12 protein-coding genes are annotated in these 18,988 nt (G+C 36.1%); 10 read left to right on the plus strand and 2 right to left on the minus strand.

The annotated features are described in order from the left end of the window. Positions 1–18 precede the first annotated feature (18 nt). From NK356_RS10665 to NK356_RS10710, 10 genes are all read left to right on the plus strand, one after another. Positions 19–3,234, plus strand: a complete 3,216-nt coding sequence (locus NK356_RS10665) for a PQQ-dependent sugar dehydrogenase (protein WP_253316951.1) — start codon at positions 19–21, stop codon at positions 3,232–3,234. A gap of 72 nt (positions 3,235–3,306) precedes the next feature. After that, entirely contained in the window at positions 3,307–3,951 is a 645-nt protein-coding gene (locus tag NK356_RS24260; RefSeq protein ID WP_367399302.1) for an MbnP family protein, read from the plus strand. Then, positions 3,939–4,946, plus strand: coding sequence for a cytochrome-c peroxidase (locus NK356_RS10675; RefSeq protein WP_253316953.1), 1,008 nt, complete (start codon positions 3,939–3,941; stop codon positions 4,944–4,946). The genes NK356_RS24260 and NK356_RS10675 overlap by 13 nt, the downstream gene beginning before the upstream one ends. Positions 4,947–4,987: 41 nt before the next feature. After that, positions 4,988–5,842 (plus strand): EboA domain-containing protein, encoded by an 855-nt coding sequence (locus NK356_RS10680; RefSeq protein WP_253316954.1) that lies wholly within the window; start codon positions 4,988–4,990, stop codon positions 5,840–5,842. 14 nt (positions 5,843–5,856) lie between these two features. Beyond that, entirely contained in the window at positions 5,857–6,762 is a 906-nt protein-coding gene (locus NK356_RS10685) for a TatD family hydrolase (protein ID WP_034700052.1), read from the plus strand. Positions 6,763–6,765: 3 nt separating this feature from the next. After that, positions 6,766–7,662 carry a UbiA-like protein EboC gene (eboC, locus tag NK356_RS10690; RefSeq protein WP_034700054.1) on the plus strand — a complete coding sequence of 299 codons (897 nt, stop codon included), beginning with the start codon at positions 6,766–6,768 and terminating at the stop codon, positions 7,660–7,662. A gap of 15 nt (positions 7,663–7,677) precedes the next feature. Then, positions 7,678–8,850: a 3-dehydroquinate synthase gene (locus tag NK356_RS10695; protein ID WP_253316955.1), complete on the plus strand. Its 1,173-nt coding sequence runs from the start codon at positions 7,678–7,680 to the stop codon at positions 8,848–8,850. Then, a complete protein-coding gene (gene eboE, locus NK356_RS10700; protein ID WP_253316956.1) occupies positions 8,844–10,073 on the plus strand; it encodes a metabolite traffic protein EboE in 1,230 nt (409 codons plus the stop codon). Before NK356_RS10695 ends, eboE begins: the two co-directional genes overlap by 7 nt. Before the next feature lie 16 nt (positions 10,074–10,089). Beyond that, on the plus strand, positions 10,090–11,463 hold the full coding sequence (locus tag NK356_RS10705) for a nucleotide pyrophosphatase/phosphodiesterase family protein (protein ID WP_253316957.1): 1,374 nt from the start codon (positions 10,090–10,092) through the stop codon (positions 11,461–11,463). Positions 11,464–11,867: 404 nt separating this feature from the next. Beyond that, complete coding sequence (locus NK356_RS10710) at positions 11,868–15,740, plus strand: amino acid adenylation domain-containing protein (protein WP_253316958.1); 3,873 nt, start codon at positions 11,868–11,870, stop codon at positions 15,738–15,740. A 454-nt stretch (positions 15,741–16,194) separates the two neighbouring features. On the opposite strand, the gene NK356_RS10715 is transcribed toward NK356_RS10710, so the two are convergent. Continuing rightward, positions 16,195–18,453 carry a reprolysin-like metallopeptidase gene (locus NK356_RS10715; protein ID WP_253316959.1) on the minus strand — a complete coding sequence of 753 codons (2,259 nt, stop codon included), beginning with the start codon at positions 18,451–18,453 and terminating at the stop codon, positions 16,195–16,197. A 4-nt stretch (positions 18,454–18,457) separates the two neighbouring features. Further along, complete coding sequence (locus NK356_RS10720) at positions 18,458–18,847, minus strand: hypothetical protein (RefSeq protein WP_156106616.1); 390 nt, start codon at positions 18,845–18,847, stop codon at positions 18,458–18,460. Positions 18,848–18,988: the final 141 nt, after the last annotated feature.

Raw genomic sequence — 18,988 nt, forward strand, 5'->3', positions numbered from 1 at the left:
TAATTATATAAAAAAATAATGAAAAAAATTATGTTTTTGTCACTATTCCTGGCCGGATTATGTGATGTGTACAGTCAGAATTTTCAGCTTCAACCCTACAAGTCAGGTTTCGATCTTCCGGTTGGTGTTGTTTTTGACCCTAGTGGAAATGCCTTTGTCTGGGAGAAAGGTGGTAAGGTAAAACAAATCGCTCCCAATGGAGGTAACATTTCTACTGTTATTGATATTTCAGGTGAAGTCATGAGTCCAGATCTTGCTGACCATGGATTATTAGGATTTGCTCTTGACCCTCAGTTTGCTGTTAATGGTTATATTTATTTATGGTATACTGTAGAACCCCGCATTTTATTCCCCAATGTAAATACTAATGATCAACTTTCCCCAACTATTGGAAGATGTACCAGGTATACCTATAAAAATGGGGTGCTTGACTACAATTCCCGAAAAATATTAGTAGGTGCCCCTAAAGTAGTAAATGGAAAATATGATTATTCAGATGGACCACTTATTTTTGCTTCAACACACGGGGTTGGCTCTGCTTTTTTCGGTGCAGACGGTAACTTAATGCTCTCTATTGGTGATGGTAACCTTGCATTAGATTCATCGATAGAGACAACTCCCGATGGAAAGCTAGCGATTGAACGAGGTATTATTACTCAGGCAGAGCTAAAACTACAACCAATGCGAGCTCAATCAAAAACGTCTCTTTCCGGTAAGATTTTAAGGATTAATAAGGATACCGGAGACGGAATACCTGGAAATCCCTATTATGATTCATCTCAACCGAGAAGTGCCCAATCCAGAGTGGCGGTAATGGGTGTTAGAAACCCTTATAGAGTAACACCTCTGACACAGAATGTTCTTGGAGGCGGTCCTGGACAATTTTTAGTAAGTGATACAGGAGAAAATGCCTGGGAAGAAGCGGCCCTATATTCCATGGGGGACAATGGAGGATGGCCTCATTATGAAGGATTTGATAATGCAAGGATTAGTGAACAGTTTACTACCTTTCCAAAAGACCCTTCTTACACCTTCAAGTTCCCTTTATATTCATGGCCTCATAAAGATAATGCCAACAAAGGTTGGGGAGGAGACAGTAAGATTAACCAAAACGGTAACGCTGTGCTTTGGTATAATCTATCTTCTGATTCATATAATCATCAAGGTACCTCTTCTACCGGTAACACCTTTTATCCTAAAGATATTATTGCTGACAGGTATAATGGTGCCCTAACAAACACGGTTCTGGCTGCAGATTATGTTGGTTATGAACTTATGGGTATTAAGTTTAATGAAAATGGTACAAATGCCAATTTTTCAAGTCCGGCAAAGGTATACAAGGTTATTAATGCAGGTGGCATTGTCCATTTATATACCAATCCATACGACGGATATATTTATACTGTAAACTATTCAAACGGTGGAGTTTCAAATTCTATTTCAAGATTAGAGATAACCGGTAATTACACCCCAACAGCACTCATTAAATCTGATAAAACTTTTATTAAACAAGGTGAAAGTACAGTACAATTTTACGGTGGACTTTCTTATGACAAGGAAACTCAAAACTTACAATATTTATGGAATTTTGGAGACGGAACCACTTCTACTGAAGTGAACCCAGTCCGTACCTTTACGATTCCAAACTCTGCTCCTGGTAAAAGAGTGGTAACCCTTACTGTTACTGATGCAGGAGGTGCAACCAATATTGCCACCAAAGAAATCTATCTTAACAACAATGCTCCTGTTATTCAGGATGTAGTGGTGAAGAGGTCATCTGATAATACTATTGTTCAAACCTTACCTAATACTCATCCAAGCTCTACCAATGTTGATATTAGCGTTGCGGCCACTGATGATTTGACAAGTGCTGCTAACTTAACCTATACCATGCAAGTGAACAGGCACCATGATGACCATATTCACTACGGCTCAATAATCTATGGCTCAACTACCAATACCACTTTTGTACCAGAAGGAGGGTGTGGAGAAGGAGCAACCTATTGGTTTGAAGTCTTGGTAAAAGTAAAAGATGCAGATGGTGCTGAAACAGAGTTCAGTAAGCAGATTTTCCAAACTTGTAATGGATTGCAAAATCAGACGATTACCGTTCAAAATCCACCTGCTTTTTTAAATAAGAATTCTGCATCCTTTAATTTATCGGCTTATGCATCTTCAGGATTACCAATATCATTCAGAAGAATATCTGGACCTATCAATGTTGATAATTCTGGTAAAATAACTTTCACAGGAGAATCCGGAGCGGCGAGAATCATTCTATTACAAGCAGGAGGAATTAGCGGAAGTACTAATTATGGTAATGCCAATCCAGTATATGTTGATTTTGAAGTCAATGATGCTGCACAAGCTTCTGCCAATTTTACAGATCCGACTGCCATCTGTACTGATGTTAGTTCAAAGGTAGTAAACACTAGTACTGGAGGAACTTTAAATAGCTATAAATGGGAATTATTTGATACAAATGGTCAGGTTGTTTCAACCAGTACAAACAAAGATTATGATCTTAAAGTGCCTGATAATAGTACTTCTAATAGTTTCTATATCAAATTAACAGCTACTAATCCATATTTTGGTCAGTCATCTAGTATAAAGTATAGTGCATGGCTTAATAAGAAAATATGTGATCCTACTGTTACTCCGGTTGCTAATTTTACTGAGCCTACAACATTGTGTACGAATAGAAATAATACGATTATCAATACAAGTGCCGGAGGAGCTGCTACTACTTATGAGTGGACTGTTCAGGAAGGAAATCAATACTACAATATCTTAACCAATACCAACAAAGATTTTGTATTTACATTACCTAATTATGCTGCTGGCTACTATAAAGTTTCGTTGAAAGCAACCAACTCATTAGGGACCAATACAAAAACAAGTGGATGGATTCCTAAGAGCCAGTGTACAACTACTGCAAGAATGGGTAACAATGCCAAGGCAATTTCTGCTCCAAACGGAGATAAACCAGAACTTCCAGTGGACAGTGATCTTGTCTATCCGAACCCAACCAGTTCAAGTGTAAACTTCAGCTATAGTGCCATAAAAAATTATACAGAGTATAGTATTTACGATATGGCAGGAAGAGAACTAAAGAAAGGGCCAATACAGGATGCGACAGTAGATATTTCTAAATATCCAAACGGAACTTACACTATTGTGTTCAGTAACGCTTCAACAAAAGAAAGAGCTACTAAGAAAATTATTAAAAAGTAGAATTCAATCACAATGGTGCGCCTTAACGGCGCACCTCTTTATATTATGAAAAAAATACTGTTTTTATTGACCATGTTACTACTTAGCCCCAATGTATATTCATCTACAAGGGATAGTCTAAACATTAAGTTTAATCCCCTTCTTAACGGTGAAAAAATAATACATACTTCCCAGCAGCATCCTAAAGATCAACTGCTGACAATTAAGTTATTCAAATTTTACGTTTCTAATTTTACGATCAATTATAAAGATGGCTCATCTGAAATTATCGACAAGGTCTTCCTTTACAATCTAACAAAAAAAGAATCGTGGATGATACAACTGCCTAAAAGCAGTGTTAAAGAAGTAGAATCAGTCTTATTTACCATCGGACTGGACAGCCTTACCACCAAAAACAGCGATATGGAGAATGAGCTTGATCCTATCCATGGTATGTTTTGGTCCTGGCGTGCCGGATATATTAATTATAAAATTGAAGGATCTTACAAAAATAACAAGAACAACCAGCCTTTTGTTTTCCATATAGGCGGCAATTCCCAGGACTACAACACAACATTTACCGTAAAAAAAATAGATCAGGGAACAGATACCCTTATAACAGATATTGAACTCAAGCCTGTCCTTGATTTCCTTAATGATAACAGAAAAAAGACCATTATGTCTATCAATGACGATTCCCTTTCCTTTTCACAATTCTTTAAAAAATGTTTCCAATAAAATTTTTAAGTCTTCTCACACTTTCTTTCATGATGGTGGAAGATTTCAATACTACCCCATTGTACTTCAACGTTCCTATAGGTTTTCCGGAAACAAAATATAATTTCAAAGAAAATCCTTTATCTGCCGAGGCCTATAATCTGGGTAAAAAGCTTTTTCATGATCCTATTCTTTCCAGAAACAATACGATTTCCTGTGCAAGCTGTCATACTCAGGAAATGTCATTCGCCCATGTAGACCACAATCTGAGCCATGGAATTGAAGATAAATTTGGTAAGAGAAATGCTCCGGCACTCATCAATCTGGCCTGGATGGATCAATTTATGTGGGATGGCAGAATCAATGATATCCATGTGCTTTCGGTCTCTCCCATTAATGATTCTTTGGAAATGGATGAAAATCTGGATAACATCAAGAAGAAATTAAAAGCCAATGACTATTATCTTTCTTTGTTCAGAGAAGCGTATGGCGATGAGGAGATTACCAATGCAAGAATACTTCGTTCTTTGTCACAATATATGCTTATGCTGGTTTCGGCCAATTCAAAATACGACAGGGTACAGCGGGGATCAGAAAAATTTACTGAAGATGAGCAAAAAGGCTATGAAATTTTTAAAGCAAATTGCTCTTCCTGTCATACAGAACCTTTGTTCACCACCAACCGATTTGAGAATAACGGACTTCCCATTGACAAAAATTTAAAGGATTATGGCGTGTATCAGGTTACACAAAAAAAAGAGGATCGATTTAAATTTAAAATTCCAACTCTTAGAAATATCTCTTATACCTACCCCTATATGCATGACGGAAGATATGAATCTCTGGAAGAAGTCATTGAATTTTATACCAATAAAAAAAATAAAAATCCTTCATTCCAAAACAAGGCGCTGAAGTCCATCAGTTTACAAAAAGAAGACATTTCAAAACTGATCCTGTTTTTAAATACTCTTAATGACAAAGAATTTACACGAAATCAATTTTTTGGCAGCCGATAAATACATCTACAATTATATAACAATTCAAAAATACTACCGGAATGACAGAGAATACTATAAAAAATAATTCCTGCGAAATTTTATATTCATTGATCCAAACCAGGCTTTCAGAAGCTCAGATGGATTGGATGAAAACTGTTATACTCTTTGAAAATGAAAACCTTTTCTTTCAGAACTTCGGGCTGATTTCCCGTATGATTCCCTCTGATTCACCACAATGGAGTAGATCTGAAAAAATCAACCTTGAGCAACTTTACCCAGGCCTTACCTCTGGGCAATGGAATCTCCAGCAATTCTGCCGATGTCTGCTTATGGCTCATATTCCTGAAGATCAAAACGTAACTATCGTAAAAAAACTAACACAGTCAGCAGATATCAACGAGCTTATCTGTATTTATAAAGGAATATTCTTCCTGGAAAATGCATTTGAGTTTGTTCCCCTAGTGGAAGAAGGTATCAGAACCAATATCACTTCTATTTTTGATTCTATAGCACTTTTAAATCCTTTTGCAGCCAAATATCTTCCTCTGAAATCCTGGAATCAGCTTGTTCTTAAAGCATTATTTATGGGGCGTCCACTCTATCAGATCACCAATTTGGATCTGCGTAAAAATGAAATACTGGCTTTCATTGCTACCGACTATATTCACGAAAGATGGTCTGCCGGAAGAACAGTATCGCCGGAGATCTGGCGATTGATGGATGGATTTGTCAATAAAGAGATTACCTCAGATCTGTTGAAGGTTATTGAATCTGGTGACCCACTGTCCAAACATGCAGCCATCATCGTACTCAGAGAAAATGCTTCCAACACCTGCAATAATATATTAAGACCCATAAATACTACTTTATGGAACTATATAGGAGAACAATATTACATTCAAATAAATAAATAAATAAAATAAACACTATGTACTTTATCGATCCACACATTCATATGGTTTCAAGAACCACTAATGATTATCAGGCAATGCGCGCAGCAGGAATAGTTGCTGTAATTGAACCTGCATTCTGGCTGGGACAGGCCAGAACAGAAGCTTCCTCTTTTAAAGATTATTTCAGCACACTGGTAGGATGGGAAAGATTCCGGGCGTCACAATTCGGAATAAAACATTACTGTACCATTGGACTGAACTCCAAGGAAGCCAATAACGAAGCTTTAGCTGAGAAAGTAATGGATCTGCTGCCTTTATTTGCAGCCAAAGAAGGTGTTGTTGCCATTGGAGAAATTGGCTATGATGACCAAACCCCTGCTGAAGACAAGTATTTCAGACTGCAGATTGAGCTGGCTTTGAAATTTAATTTACCTATTATGGTTCATACACCGCATAGGGACAAAAAAAACGGAACAATCAGAAGTATGAATGTCCTGAAAGAACATGGGGTAAGTCCAAATATGGTCGTAATAGACCATAACAACGAGGAAACAGCAAAATGCGTTTTGGACAATGGATACTGGGCTGCTTTCACCATTTATCCTAATACAAAAATGGGTAATGAGCGTATGGTAGAGGTTGTAAAACAGTATGGTTCTGAAAGAATTATTGTAGACAGCTCTGCAGACTGGGGAGTAAGCGATCCGTTATCTGTTCCTAAAACAGCAGCTTTAATGCTTGAAAGAGGGATATCCAAAGAAGATGTACATTTAACCTGTTACAAAAATGCTCTTACTGCTTATTCACAAAGCGGGCAAATGAATGAAAGTGACTGGTCAAATGAAATGATTATCCAACAGGATTGTCTGTTTGAAGGCAACAGTATATTAAGAGGTCAGGAATCACAGGAAATCACCTTTAACAATATCATCAAAAATTAACCAATGTCTGGTAAAATATATTATTTATTTGCTTTACTGCGCCCGGCTAATATTATCACAGCTATCTCTGATATCCTTGCAGGCGTTGCAATTTCCGGAATATTGATTCATCAGTACACGGATTATCCTCTTTTACTTCATGTTCTTTTGCTTGTCATTTCAACAAGTGGTCTGTATGGTGGAGGAATTGTTTTTAATGATGTTTTTGATCTGGAATCAGATATGATATCCCGACCGGAAAGGATACTTCCCCGTCATTTGGTTTCTAAAAAAGAAGCTGTCATACTGGGAATTTCCATGTTTGCTATAGGTATTATATCAGCCTTTTCAGTATCATTATTAAGTGGTTTTCTGGCACTAAGCATTTGCATTCTGGCTCTTTTTTATAATACAGTAAGTAAATATTATTTTTTTGCCGGCTCTCTGAATATGGGATTATGCAGAGGATTCAACCTGCTGCTGGGTATCAGTATTATCAATAATGCAGTTTGGAGTAATGGGTTAATAGCCGTTATATCCACTCTCTTTATTACAGGGGTAACTTTTATCTCAAAGAAAGAAAACCAGGGAAACAATAAATCTGTGATTCTCTCTACTTTTTTACTGGATTTTCTGCTTATATTCCTGTATACCTTTATCGGAAATCTGATTGGTTTGAAAATTCTCAATCTGCTTCCTCTTTTATTTTGCTGGTTAGCAGTCAATTTTCTGGCAAAGCTCTCGGCTATTCATTTTAACCAGCCTGATTATATTAAAATAGCTGTAAAAACAGGTGTCTTATCACTTATTCTCCTTAATGCCAGTTATATTGCAGGTTCCACAGATTTACTGCATGCCCTGCCGGTACTCATACTGCTTCCATTATCCACTACACTATCAAAAAAATTTGCAGTTACATAAATTATTTTTCACAACATGAACGATCAAAAAATTATACAACAAAACTTTGCGGTTCCCTTCCATTATGACGTTATATTCAGCCGTTCCATTTTTGATTTGGACAATCCGTCATTTATTAATATTCTCAAACAGGAACAGCAGTATCAAAGGCGTAAAATTGTTTTTATCATAGATAAAGGGGTTGCTGACTCCAACATTGAGCTTATGGCTGTCATTACTGATTATTTAAACCATTATCATATCGGTATTTTGCCTGAACAATTTTTAGTTATGAAAGGTGGAGAAGCCATAAAAAATAATCAGGATGATCACGAAAAAATCCTTCAATTTATTCATGATAATAAAGTTGACCGCCATTCTTTTGTTGCAGCCATAGGCGGAGGTGCAGTGCTTGATGCAGTGGGTTATATGACTGCTATAGCCCACCGTGGAATCAGACTGATTCGTATTCCTACTACCGTTTTATCTCAAAATGACTCAGGAATTGGAGTAAAGAATGGCATCAATTACTTTGGGAAAAAGAATTTCCTGGGTACATTTGCTCCTCCTTATGCCGTAATCAATGATTCTGATTTTTTAAAAACACTTGATGTCCGAAACTGGAGATCCGGAATTTCTGAGGCTATAAAAGTTGCACTGATAAAAGATGAAAACTTTTTCTCTTGGATAGAAGATCATGCTCTGGCTCTGAATAATGGAAAAATTGCCATTATGGAAGAATTAATCTTCCGCTGTGCTGAACTTCATGCACACCACATTTCCAAAAACGGAGATCCTTTTGAAAATGGTTCTTCAAGACCATTAGATTTTGGACATTGGGTAGCGCACAAGCTGGAACATCTCACCAACTATGAGCTTTTACATGGTGAAGCCGTTGCCATTGGAATTGCTCTTGATGCTTCCTATTCTTATTTATCTAATAAAATTGATCTGGATAGCTTAAATAGAATCCTGGACAGCCTTCTTGTATTAGGTTTTTCTATAACACATCCATTTTTAATTACTCATTTTGATGAGATCCTGGCTAGTATTGATGAGTTCAGAGAACATCTGGGAGGAGAGCTTACCATTACCCTATTGTCTAAAATTGGTAAAGGTGAAGAAGTACATACCCTCCTAAGTACTACAATAGCCAACTCGATTCAATATTTATCCTTCTATTCACAATCTGTTCATGTATTATGCTAGTTACACCCAACAGCCACTTAAGTTATTGTACTAATATCCACAGCGGAGAATCATGGGAGGAAATATTTACTAATATAAAATCCTATTGTCTTCCGGTTAAAGAGAATATTTCACCAGATAAGCCTTTTGGTATTGGTCTGCGGCTTTCTAATCAGGCAGCAACAGAATTGCTAAGCGGGAACAGACTTTCAGATTTTAAATCATGGCTCCATACGAACAATATGTATGTCTTTACCATCAATGGATTTCCCTATGGGAACTTTCATGGTGAACCGGTTAAAGACCATGTTCATCTTCCGGACTGGACAAGTACAGAAAGATTGGATTACACAGTATTGTTGATAAGCATTCTTAAAGAACTGCTGCCTTCAGGCATTGAGGGCAGTATTTCAACATCTCCATTATCCTACAGGCATTGGTTTAAGACTGAAGAAGATTTAGTCACCGTAAAACAAAAATCTACGCAACATCTGGTGGAAATTACTGCCTTAATGGTAAAAATAAACCGTTTTTGCAAAAAGAAACTGCATCTCAATATTGAACCTGAACCGGACGGAATTATTGAAACCAGTGATGAGTATATTCAATTTTTCACAGATTATCTTCTCAAAGAAGGAGCGTCCCAGCTTGCTGTCCATCTTAAATGCACTTTTACAGAAGCACAGCAACACATCCGGGAACATGTGCAGCTTTGTTTTGACGTCTGTCATTTTGCAGTTGGTTTTGAAAGAAGTGAAGATGTTTTGAAAAAAATGGAAAGTCATGGTCTGAAAATCGGAAAAATACAGATCAGTGCAGCCCTACAATTTAATACATCTGAAAAAGCTTCTGTAAAGGAAGCCCAGAATTACCTGCATGCTTTTGACGAAAGTACTTATTTGCATCAGGCTGTTATCAAAAATTCTGATGGAAGTATCCAGCGATTTGAGGATCTTGGACCTGCCATTGTTTCAATGGGGCATCCCGGTTTTGAAGAACTGCGTACCCATTTCCATGTACCCATATTTCTGGATCAGTTTGAATTGTTGAGCACTACTCAGAATGAAATTATCAATACTCTCCAATATTGGTATGAAACAGAATGTTCTCTGCATTTAGAGGTAGAAACCTACACCTGGGACGTTCTTCCGGATCACTTTCAAACCAATATTACTGAATCTATAGAGAGGGAACTTAAATGGGTTACAGATACGATTAACAAAATCAAGAACAAACAGCTTTAAGAATATAATACATACTATGCAGCAGACAGTTGTTATTAATGTGGTAGGCCTTACTTCTACCCTACTTCAGGATTCTGATTTATTCATCAGTCAATGGATGAAAAAGAATAAGCATCTAAGTGTCATCGAACCGGTAATTCCGGCATTAACCTGTTCAGCTCAGGCTACTTACCTGACTGGTAGATGGCCTTCTGAACATGGGATTGTAGGTAATGGATGGTATGACAGAACCGATTGTGAGATAAAAATGTGGAAACAATCCAATAAGCTGATTCAGTCTCCAAAAATTTGGGATCTGGCTAAAGAAATTAATCCTGCTTTTACTTGTGCCAATCTATTCTGGTGGTACAATATGTATTCGGATGCTGATTTCACTGTTACCCCACGTCCACAGTACAGAGCCGACGGTCAAAAAAAACCGGACTGTTATTCTAAACCTTCTCATCTTAGAAAACGTCTTCAGCAGCAACTTGGAGTCTTCCCTCTTTTTGATTTTTGGGGTCCTAAAACTACCATTCGTTCAAGCCAGTGGATTGCCAATGCATCGAAATTAGTTTATACCTGGTACAAACCAACTTTAAATCTGGTGTATTTACCACATTTGGATTATTGCTGTCAGAAATTTCCTTCCTCTTCTAAAGAAATACATGAAGAAGTAAAAGCTATTGATAAAGTGGTTAAGGATCTCATTGAATTTTATGAAAGTCATGGAGTAAAACCCGTCATCTTATCAGAATATGGGATTACCAATGTCAATAATCCTATAGACATCAATAGAATGTTACGTTACAAAGGATTGCTGCAAATCAGGGAAGAAAACGGCCGTGAACTTTTAGATCCTGGAGAGTCCAAAGCATTTGCTCTTGCTGATCATCAGATAGCCCATATTTATGTAAAAGATAAAAGCATTATTCCGGAGCTAAAAAATTCTCTGGAAAAAAGATCAGGTATTGCAAAAGTACTCACTGATGATGAAAAAAAAGAATACCATCTGAATCATGAACGTTCTGGAGATCTTATTCTTCTGGCGGAAGAGAACAGCTGGTTCACTTATTACTATTGGCTGGAAGATAAAAAAGCTCCCGACTTTGCCCGAACTGTTGAAATTCATAAAAAACCAGGTTATGATCCTGCTGAGCTTTTTCTGGACCCTACAAAAACAATGATTAAACCTATCATTATTTTTAAACTTCTGCAAAAAAAACTGGGCTTTAGGACTCTTATGGATGTAATCCCTCTGGATGCATCACTGGTAAATGGTTCCCATGGAATTATTCCAAAGGATGATTATAATAAACCTATTTTCATTAGTGAAATACAATCAAATTCAACAATTGAAAGCATAGATGTTTGTCAGTATCTGCTGAATATTATTTTTAATAACAATTAAATACGTCTACCGAATGTACTCTAAGAATCTAACGGCTCTTGTTAGAAACATGAACATTCTGGAATCTTTGATTAAGACAAAAATAAAATATCATTTATAAATATCCTTTTTAAAAACCGGAGATCCAACTTTGAAATTAGATTTAACTTAAATATTGTTACCGGATCTCCTGCCTGTTTTCAGATGCAGGAGATCTAATCTATTATTCCTCTAAAATATTTTTTGTTTCAAAAAAATTAAAATAGAACTCTATGATCAATTTCATAAAGAGATTGTTCATCCTTCGCAACCTGTGGTTTAGGAAGAATCAGAAAACAGTCAGAATTCAAGTGATATTGTAAAGGTCAGATTTACCGGAAAATAGAATATTCCGATTACCTACCCACTCAAAATTGAACCTAATAATGAACAGAACTATTACTTCCAACAGTCTATTCATAAAATCTTATTTGGATAGCAACTATTTCAAAAAAAATTATTCAAAAGAAACTCTTCCTTATCTCCTTTTTTCACAACAAACGAATTACAGTGAGAAAATATACTTAAGAGACTGTCAAAAAGAACTGACTTTTAATGACGTCTGTATTGAAAGTCTTAAAATCTCATTGTATTTACGGCTTTTATCCTTGAGTAAAGAACCGGTTGGGATTTATATGGAACCATCCGTAGAAATGGGTTTAGGAATTTGGGGAATATTAATGGCCTGTAAATCTTATATTCCACTATCTCTTGACTATCCGGAAGAACGGCTGCAATACATGATTGATAATAGTGGTATCAATTATATATTAACGAGCAGGGAATGTCAAAAAAAACTACACGTTTTTAATTTGAAAAGTACGAAGATAATCTGTTTAGAAGATGTGGAAAGTTTTCTTAGTGAATATGAAATTACCAATACTGAACTGGATTTTTGGAGCTCAGAAGAAGATCTTGCCTATATCATTTACACTTCGGGCAGTACCGGGAATCCCAAAGGGGTTATGATACAACATAAAAATATATCTCATCAGATGAACTGGTTGGAAAGCCAGCATAATATTGGTTTTTCAACTAAAATACTTCATAAAACACCCATCAGTTTTGATGCAGCACAATGGGAAATTCTTTCAGGATGTAATGGAAGTGAAGTTGTAATAGGTCCTGCAGGGATTCATAAAAACCCTGACCAAATAACGGGTATGATAAAACAATATGGAATTAATACTTTGCAGGGCGTTCCCACTTTACTTCAAGCACTTACAGAAAATGACTTTTTTAGGGACTGTAAAACATTAAAATGTATTTTCAGCGGAGGAGAGGCACTCACCAGGAAATTAGCAGCAAGCATTTTTAAGCAGCTTCCCAACGCTGAAATTACTAATCTTTATGGGCCTACAGAATGTACGATAAATATTAGCGCTCATATTCTTGTAAAAGATAGTATGGAAGACTATAAAGATACTATTCCTATTGGTAATATTGTAAGTAACCATAGTTTTCTACTGTTAAATAAGAAGGGCAACCATTGTTCAAATGGAGAAACAGGAGAGCTTTATATTTCAGGAATACAGGTTTCAAATGGATATTATAAGAATACAAAGCAAACCCTTGAACGATTTGTTACAATTGATGATCAGTATTATTATAAAACCGGAGATTTGGTCGTTCAGGATGAGAGCCTTCATTTGTACTTTGTAGGACGATTGGATAATCAAGTTAAATTAAGGGGATACAGACTAGAATTGGATGAAATAAAGATTAATATTGAAAAGCATCCATGGGTACGTCATGCAGCAGTGATTATATCCGAAAATACGATAAATTCAACACAGCAGCTGGTTGCTTTCATAGAATTGAATCCAAATGAAGCCGCTCTCATGGATCAGGGAGTAGAAAATGCATACCATCATGCCTCCAAATCAGATCAACTTCAGGTAAAGGCACAATTATCCAATTCCGGATGCAAGAATGATAAAGAATTGACAGGTAAAGAATCCGTAAAACTTCCGGGTTATTATTCAGACAGCTTTCAGACTGAAAAGATTTTTGCAAGAAAAAGCTATCGGTCATTTGAAGGCGGTCATGTTCATAAAGATGAGGTTTTGAATTGCCTTACCAAAATTCTCACCAGTAAGATTGGCAGGTTTGTTCCTTCTTCATATAAAGACATACACTTTCAGGATCTTGGCTATATAATGCGATATTTTGGAGCTTTTTACAGTCAGGAAAGAATACTTCCCAAATACGGTTATGCTTCGCCAGGCGCCTTATATGCCACTCAGATTTTCCTTGAGACTGCTAATATGAAGGGCTTGAAAAATGGTTTGTATTATTATCATCCTATTATGCATACTTTATTCCTCATTGATGAATATAAAGAAAGTTCAGCTAATGAAAAATCACCCATTACCCTGCATTTTATAGGAAAAAAGAGTGCTATTGAGTCTGTTTATAAAAATAATATCAAAGAAGTTCTGGAGTTTGAAGCTGGGCACATCATTGGTCTCTTTGATCATGTTTTAAAGCAATTTCAACAATGTATCGGAAAAGGATATTATAGTGAAGAAATAGATTGTGTTAAAGAAAAATTATTTGGATGCCGTAAGGAGGATTATTATCTGGGGTCATTTCCAATCATAAGAGGAGATCGTAAAAAAGAGAAGGATAATATTGCGATTGAAATTCTGATTCAATTCAATAAAGAAACCCTGGACAATAAGGGAATTTATAAGTATATCAATGGAGAATTGATGCCACTTGCTGATGAAAAAATAGAAAAAAACGATGTTATTGCTATTAATCAAAGAATATATGACAACGCAGAAATTGGTGTCTGCTTTCTGAATCATGTGGAGACATGGGATCAATATATAGAATTGGGAAGACTCCTGCAGATTTTTCAAATGAATGATCAGATGATGGGCTTTGTATCTTCGGGCTATAGTTCAAAAAGTGGAAATGATCTTAAAGCAGCGAAGAAAATAAAAAAAATACTTAAACTGAACGATAAGACGGGAGTTTATTTTGCCTTAGGAGGAAAGATATCTCCTGACCAAAAATATTCCAGAGGGATGAAAGAAGATACTGTACATATGGCAGGTCCTGCAGAGATTATTAAACAGGATCTTGCCTCATTTTTACCGGATTATATGTTACCCGGCAGGATTGTTATTCTGCAGTCTCTACCGAGAACAAGCAATGGAAAAATTGATCTTATAGAAATTCAAAATAGCGCTCAGGAAATAATTAATAAACGTATTACTCCATTTCTTTTGCCTGAAAATGAAACTCAGCATCGATTACTTGATCTGTGGAAAAACCTTTTGAAGATAGATGAGATCTCCACAAAAGATGATTTTTTTGAATTAGGAGGAAACTCACTCTCTGCGTTATTATTAATTAACAGGATCAATAAAGAATTAAAATGTAATCTTCCTGCCCAGATTCTGTTTGAAGCAAGAGATATTGTATCATTATCTGATGTGGTTATTCAGAATACCGATACTATAAACAGCTCAAGAATGATTTCTCTTAATAAAGCCAAAGGAATACAACCTGTCATTTGCTGGCCAGGATTAGGTGGCTATCCTTTAAACCTGAAACCGCTGGGAAAAGAAATATCTTCCACTCCAGTATATGGATTTCAGGCTTATGGACTGAATAGTAATGAAGCTCCCTATACAAGTTTAGAAGAAATGGCTTTGGAGGATATTAAGATCTTAAAGAAAAAGTATCCAAAAGGTCCTTATACCTTAGTAGGATATTCCTTTGGTGCAAAACTTGCCTATGAAGTTGCTTTTCAATTAGAAAAAATGAATGATACTGTTGATAGGATGTTACTTATTGCTCCCGGTTCTCCCAATCATAGAACAATGAATGAGAGGAAGAAGGAAAGTATTTCCTTTGATGATCCCTATTTTGTTACCATTTTATATTCTGTATTTACTCGTAATATTGACGATACAGCAATAAAAAACTGCCTTGAAAAATGTAAGGACAGAGAAAGCTTTATTCATTTTATCAATCAGGAAAATGGAGATCTGGGGATGGACAGCATTAGAAGAATAACCCATATTGTGGAGAGTACATTCCACTTTGTTTATAATGATCTCTCAAATAAAAAGCTTAATACTGAGATTATCCATATTAAAGCAAAAGGTGATCAGGATTCATTTATTGAGAATAATATAAATTTTATTAATAAGGTTGATTTTTTTGAAAGTACTTTTGACCATTACGATATTTTAAAAGAAGAAGGTATTGCAGAAGTAATGAAAATGACTCGTTTGAATTGAAAAAGCTTGCCTTTTCATAAAGTATAGAATATCTGTAATCATTGACAACTCATTCTTACGAATTTGGGTACAGTAAAAAACAGATATATTACATGCAAGCAATCATTACATTCATACAACCTAGTTTTAAGTAAAAAATGAGGCTGTCCAAAAAGTTTGGGCAGTCTCAATTTTTTGTTGAAAGAAAGTGTCTGCGGGGCTTCTTATCCCGATTTATTTTTCATGCAGGAGTTTTTAGATCTGTTATGATTTATAAACCTAACAGGTTTTTAAAACCTGTTAGGTTTAATTTATGCAAGCAATCATTACATTCATACAACATAGTTTTAAGTAAAAAATACAGATCAAAAATGATCTGTATTTTTTATTGATTGTAATCTTTAATCTATTTTCTTGTTAAGCTGTATTCATAATTCTCATTACACAGCAAGATCTTTTATAGTAAAGTCAATTATTACTTTTTAATAATCAGCTTCTTGGAAATTTTCTGTCCGTCTTTTTCTACCTGAACAATATAAACTCCTGAAGGTAGGTAAGATAAATTAACTTCTTCACGGATTTTTTTAGCTTTAAGCTCTTTTTTCACATTTACCAGTTTTCCGTCCATTGCGAAAACACTGTATGTCATACCATTTGACGCTTCAGTTTCGATAGTGAAAATTCCTTTTGAAGGATTTGGATAAATTTTTACTTCTGCTTCAGCTTTTTCAGCTTCACTGATTCCCAATGTAGAATTGATTGTGAAGTTTGTGCTATTTACATTTAAAAATACATTATCAATAGCTTTAATCATAATTCTTGCTGTAGAGCTCGTTCCCAAACCTCCAGGAACATTAAATGTATAGGAACCGTTGTTTGGGGTACTGTCTACAAGCGTATATGGGAAAGTAAGCCCTCCATCTTTAGAAAGTAAGATCGTTACATTGGCTGTATTTACAGGAGCGGCATTGGTGTTGGCAACATTCCATGTAATCGTTTGAGATGTCCCTACGTCCCATATAATTCCTGTAGTATTTTGAGAACTTACGGTAAAGGGGCCTGCAGCTGTAGATACGGTAAGCTGGATATCATCACGTCCCGTTTGCCCTCCAACCGGTTTATTATCTCTTACTAATAAAGAGAAATTGAGAGTTCTTGCTGTGGTAGACAATTTTTCCCATGATTTAGGATTTGTAGCTGTAATAATGGTGGAATCATATCCTTCAACAATTGTTGAAAGCTTTGGAAAATATCTTGTTGGAGATGTGGAGGCCCATAAGGATCTGAACATAGGCCCTTGTATGTTTTCTGGTCTTGGAGGCATTGTAGCGGCACCAAAATCTATTTGCTCCCAATTGTAGGTAATAGCATCCCCATCAGGATCAGCCCCGAGACCTGTTAAGGCAAATGGGGTTCCCATAGGGATTGTTCTATCCGGTCCTGCATTGGCAGTCGGTTCATTGTTTGCTGTCGCTGTATTTACTGAACAGTTTCCTGCTCCGGTAATTCTTGTGTACATTTCACGGATACTCACAGCATGGAAATAGGCATCACTGTTGTTCTGTACATTTGGAGAACAAATTCCCGCATATCCCATAATAGAACTTGCGCTTCCAGGTTCTACTGAGGTATTATTATTTCTGTTACAGTTATTATTCTGAGTATGATTCGCTCCAAACTGATGTCCCATTTCATGGGCTACAAAATCAATTACAAAAGGATCTCCCACAGGAATTGCAGAACCAGTGACTCCGCCCGCTTTTACACTGCTACATACGGACGGGGTATATGCCAAGCCATTATCATTCCCCTGAGTAGCCTGAAAAAACAAATGTCCCAGATCATAATTATTAGCACCAATTACATTATTGGTCACTACAACATTTTCATCAATCATCTGGCCAGCATCCAATGCATTAAAGGTATCTGCAGAAGTAAAAAATAACAGGTCTGTATTAGCCACAAGCTGCAGGGATACAGAAATTTCATTTTCAAATACCTGATTAAGCCTTGTTACTGCCAAATTAACTGCAGCAAGTACGGCTGCTTTTTTTTGGGCATCAGTACCGGTTCCTACACCAGCCTGCTGGGCTGCATAAGCCGTATATTCTGTTGTTGTAGTAATGGCCAGACGATATCTGCGCATCAAACCATCTGCAACAGTTTTACCATGTATACCTGGAATCAGTTCACTCAATGGAGAATCTCCTTTAAACAAACATTCAAAACGGCTTTGTGAAGTTGCATTTTTACGATCATATACCATATAGGTTTTATTATCCTTAGAATAGGAATCTATATAATAGGTCCCTTTACTACCTCTCACTACTGCATTCAATCCAAAATACGGATCGAAGGTAAATCTGATACTGGTATCTGGTTCTCCTACTTTCTTTCCCAAATAAGATCTTATTTCAGAATACCTTGCCTGCAGATCCGCATGCATTGTGGATGCTTCATATACTTCATAGGTATCAAATGCCCCCTGATCATTAGGGAATTTCAGTAGAATACCTTTCTCCGATGTAAGTCTATTTCTGTCAGGTGCCATCGTAAGCTGATGTTTCAGCTCTTCTGCATTCAAATTTACTAATTGATACTTTGAAGTTCTTACGTTTCTATCTCTTATTTTCTCCACCGTATTATCAACGGTTCTACTCCACATATTCTGTTGGGCAGCAGCTGTCCCTGAAAGAAGTACAAGGCTTGTAAGCAATAATAGTTTTTTTCTCATTATTTTAAATTGAAATTAATTTAATCTTTTTTGGGTTGTCCAGGATTTTGAGGATCAGGACAGGATTCGATTGTTTTTTTTCTTCATATTCCAGACTTTTCACCTCTTTATAAAAAACATTAAGTGTGGATCCAGTGGCTTCCAGTTTTTTTATTTCAACATCTCCGTAGGGAATCTTTTTCAATTTGGGCCTTAAGACCAGAAAATATTCACCTTCATCCAAAACAGGTATGGGTGCAGATTTAGCATATCTAGAATCATTGAATTTCTTATAAAGTTCTTTTATCTCTTTTGAGGAGGTCATGATCGTATATGGGTTGAGATCATCATTAGAGTTCAGTCTTCTTATTTCAATGAATTCCACCTTCTGATAATTTTCACCTTCCTGGCTCATTGAACCAACATTTTTATATTCATTACAATAAAGCATTAAGAAACCAAAAAAATTCAATAAAATAATTTTTTTAATATTTAACATTCTCATTCAACTATTACACTTACCATTAATTTAGTTTTTATCCTTCTATACAGGACA

Source organism: Chryseobacterium sp. S0630 (assembly GCF_024158915.1).
Taxonomy (GTDB): domain Bacteria; phylum Bacteroidota; class Bacteroidia; order Flavobacteriales; family Weeksellaceae; genus Chryseobacterium.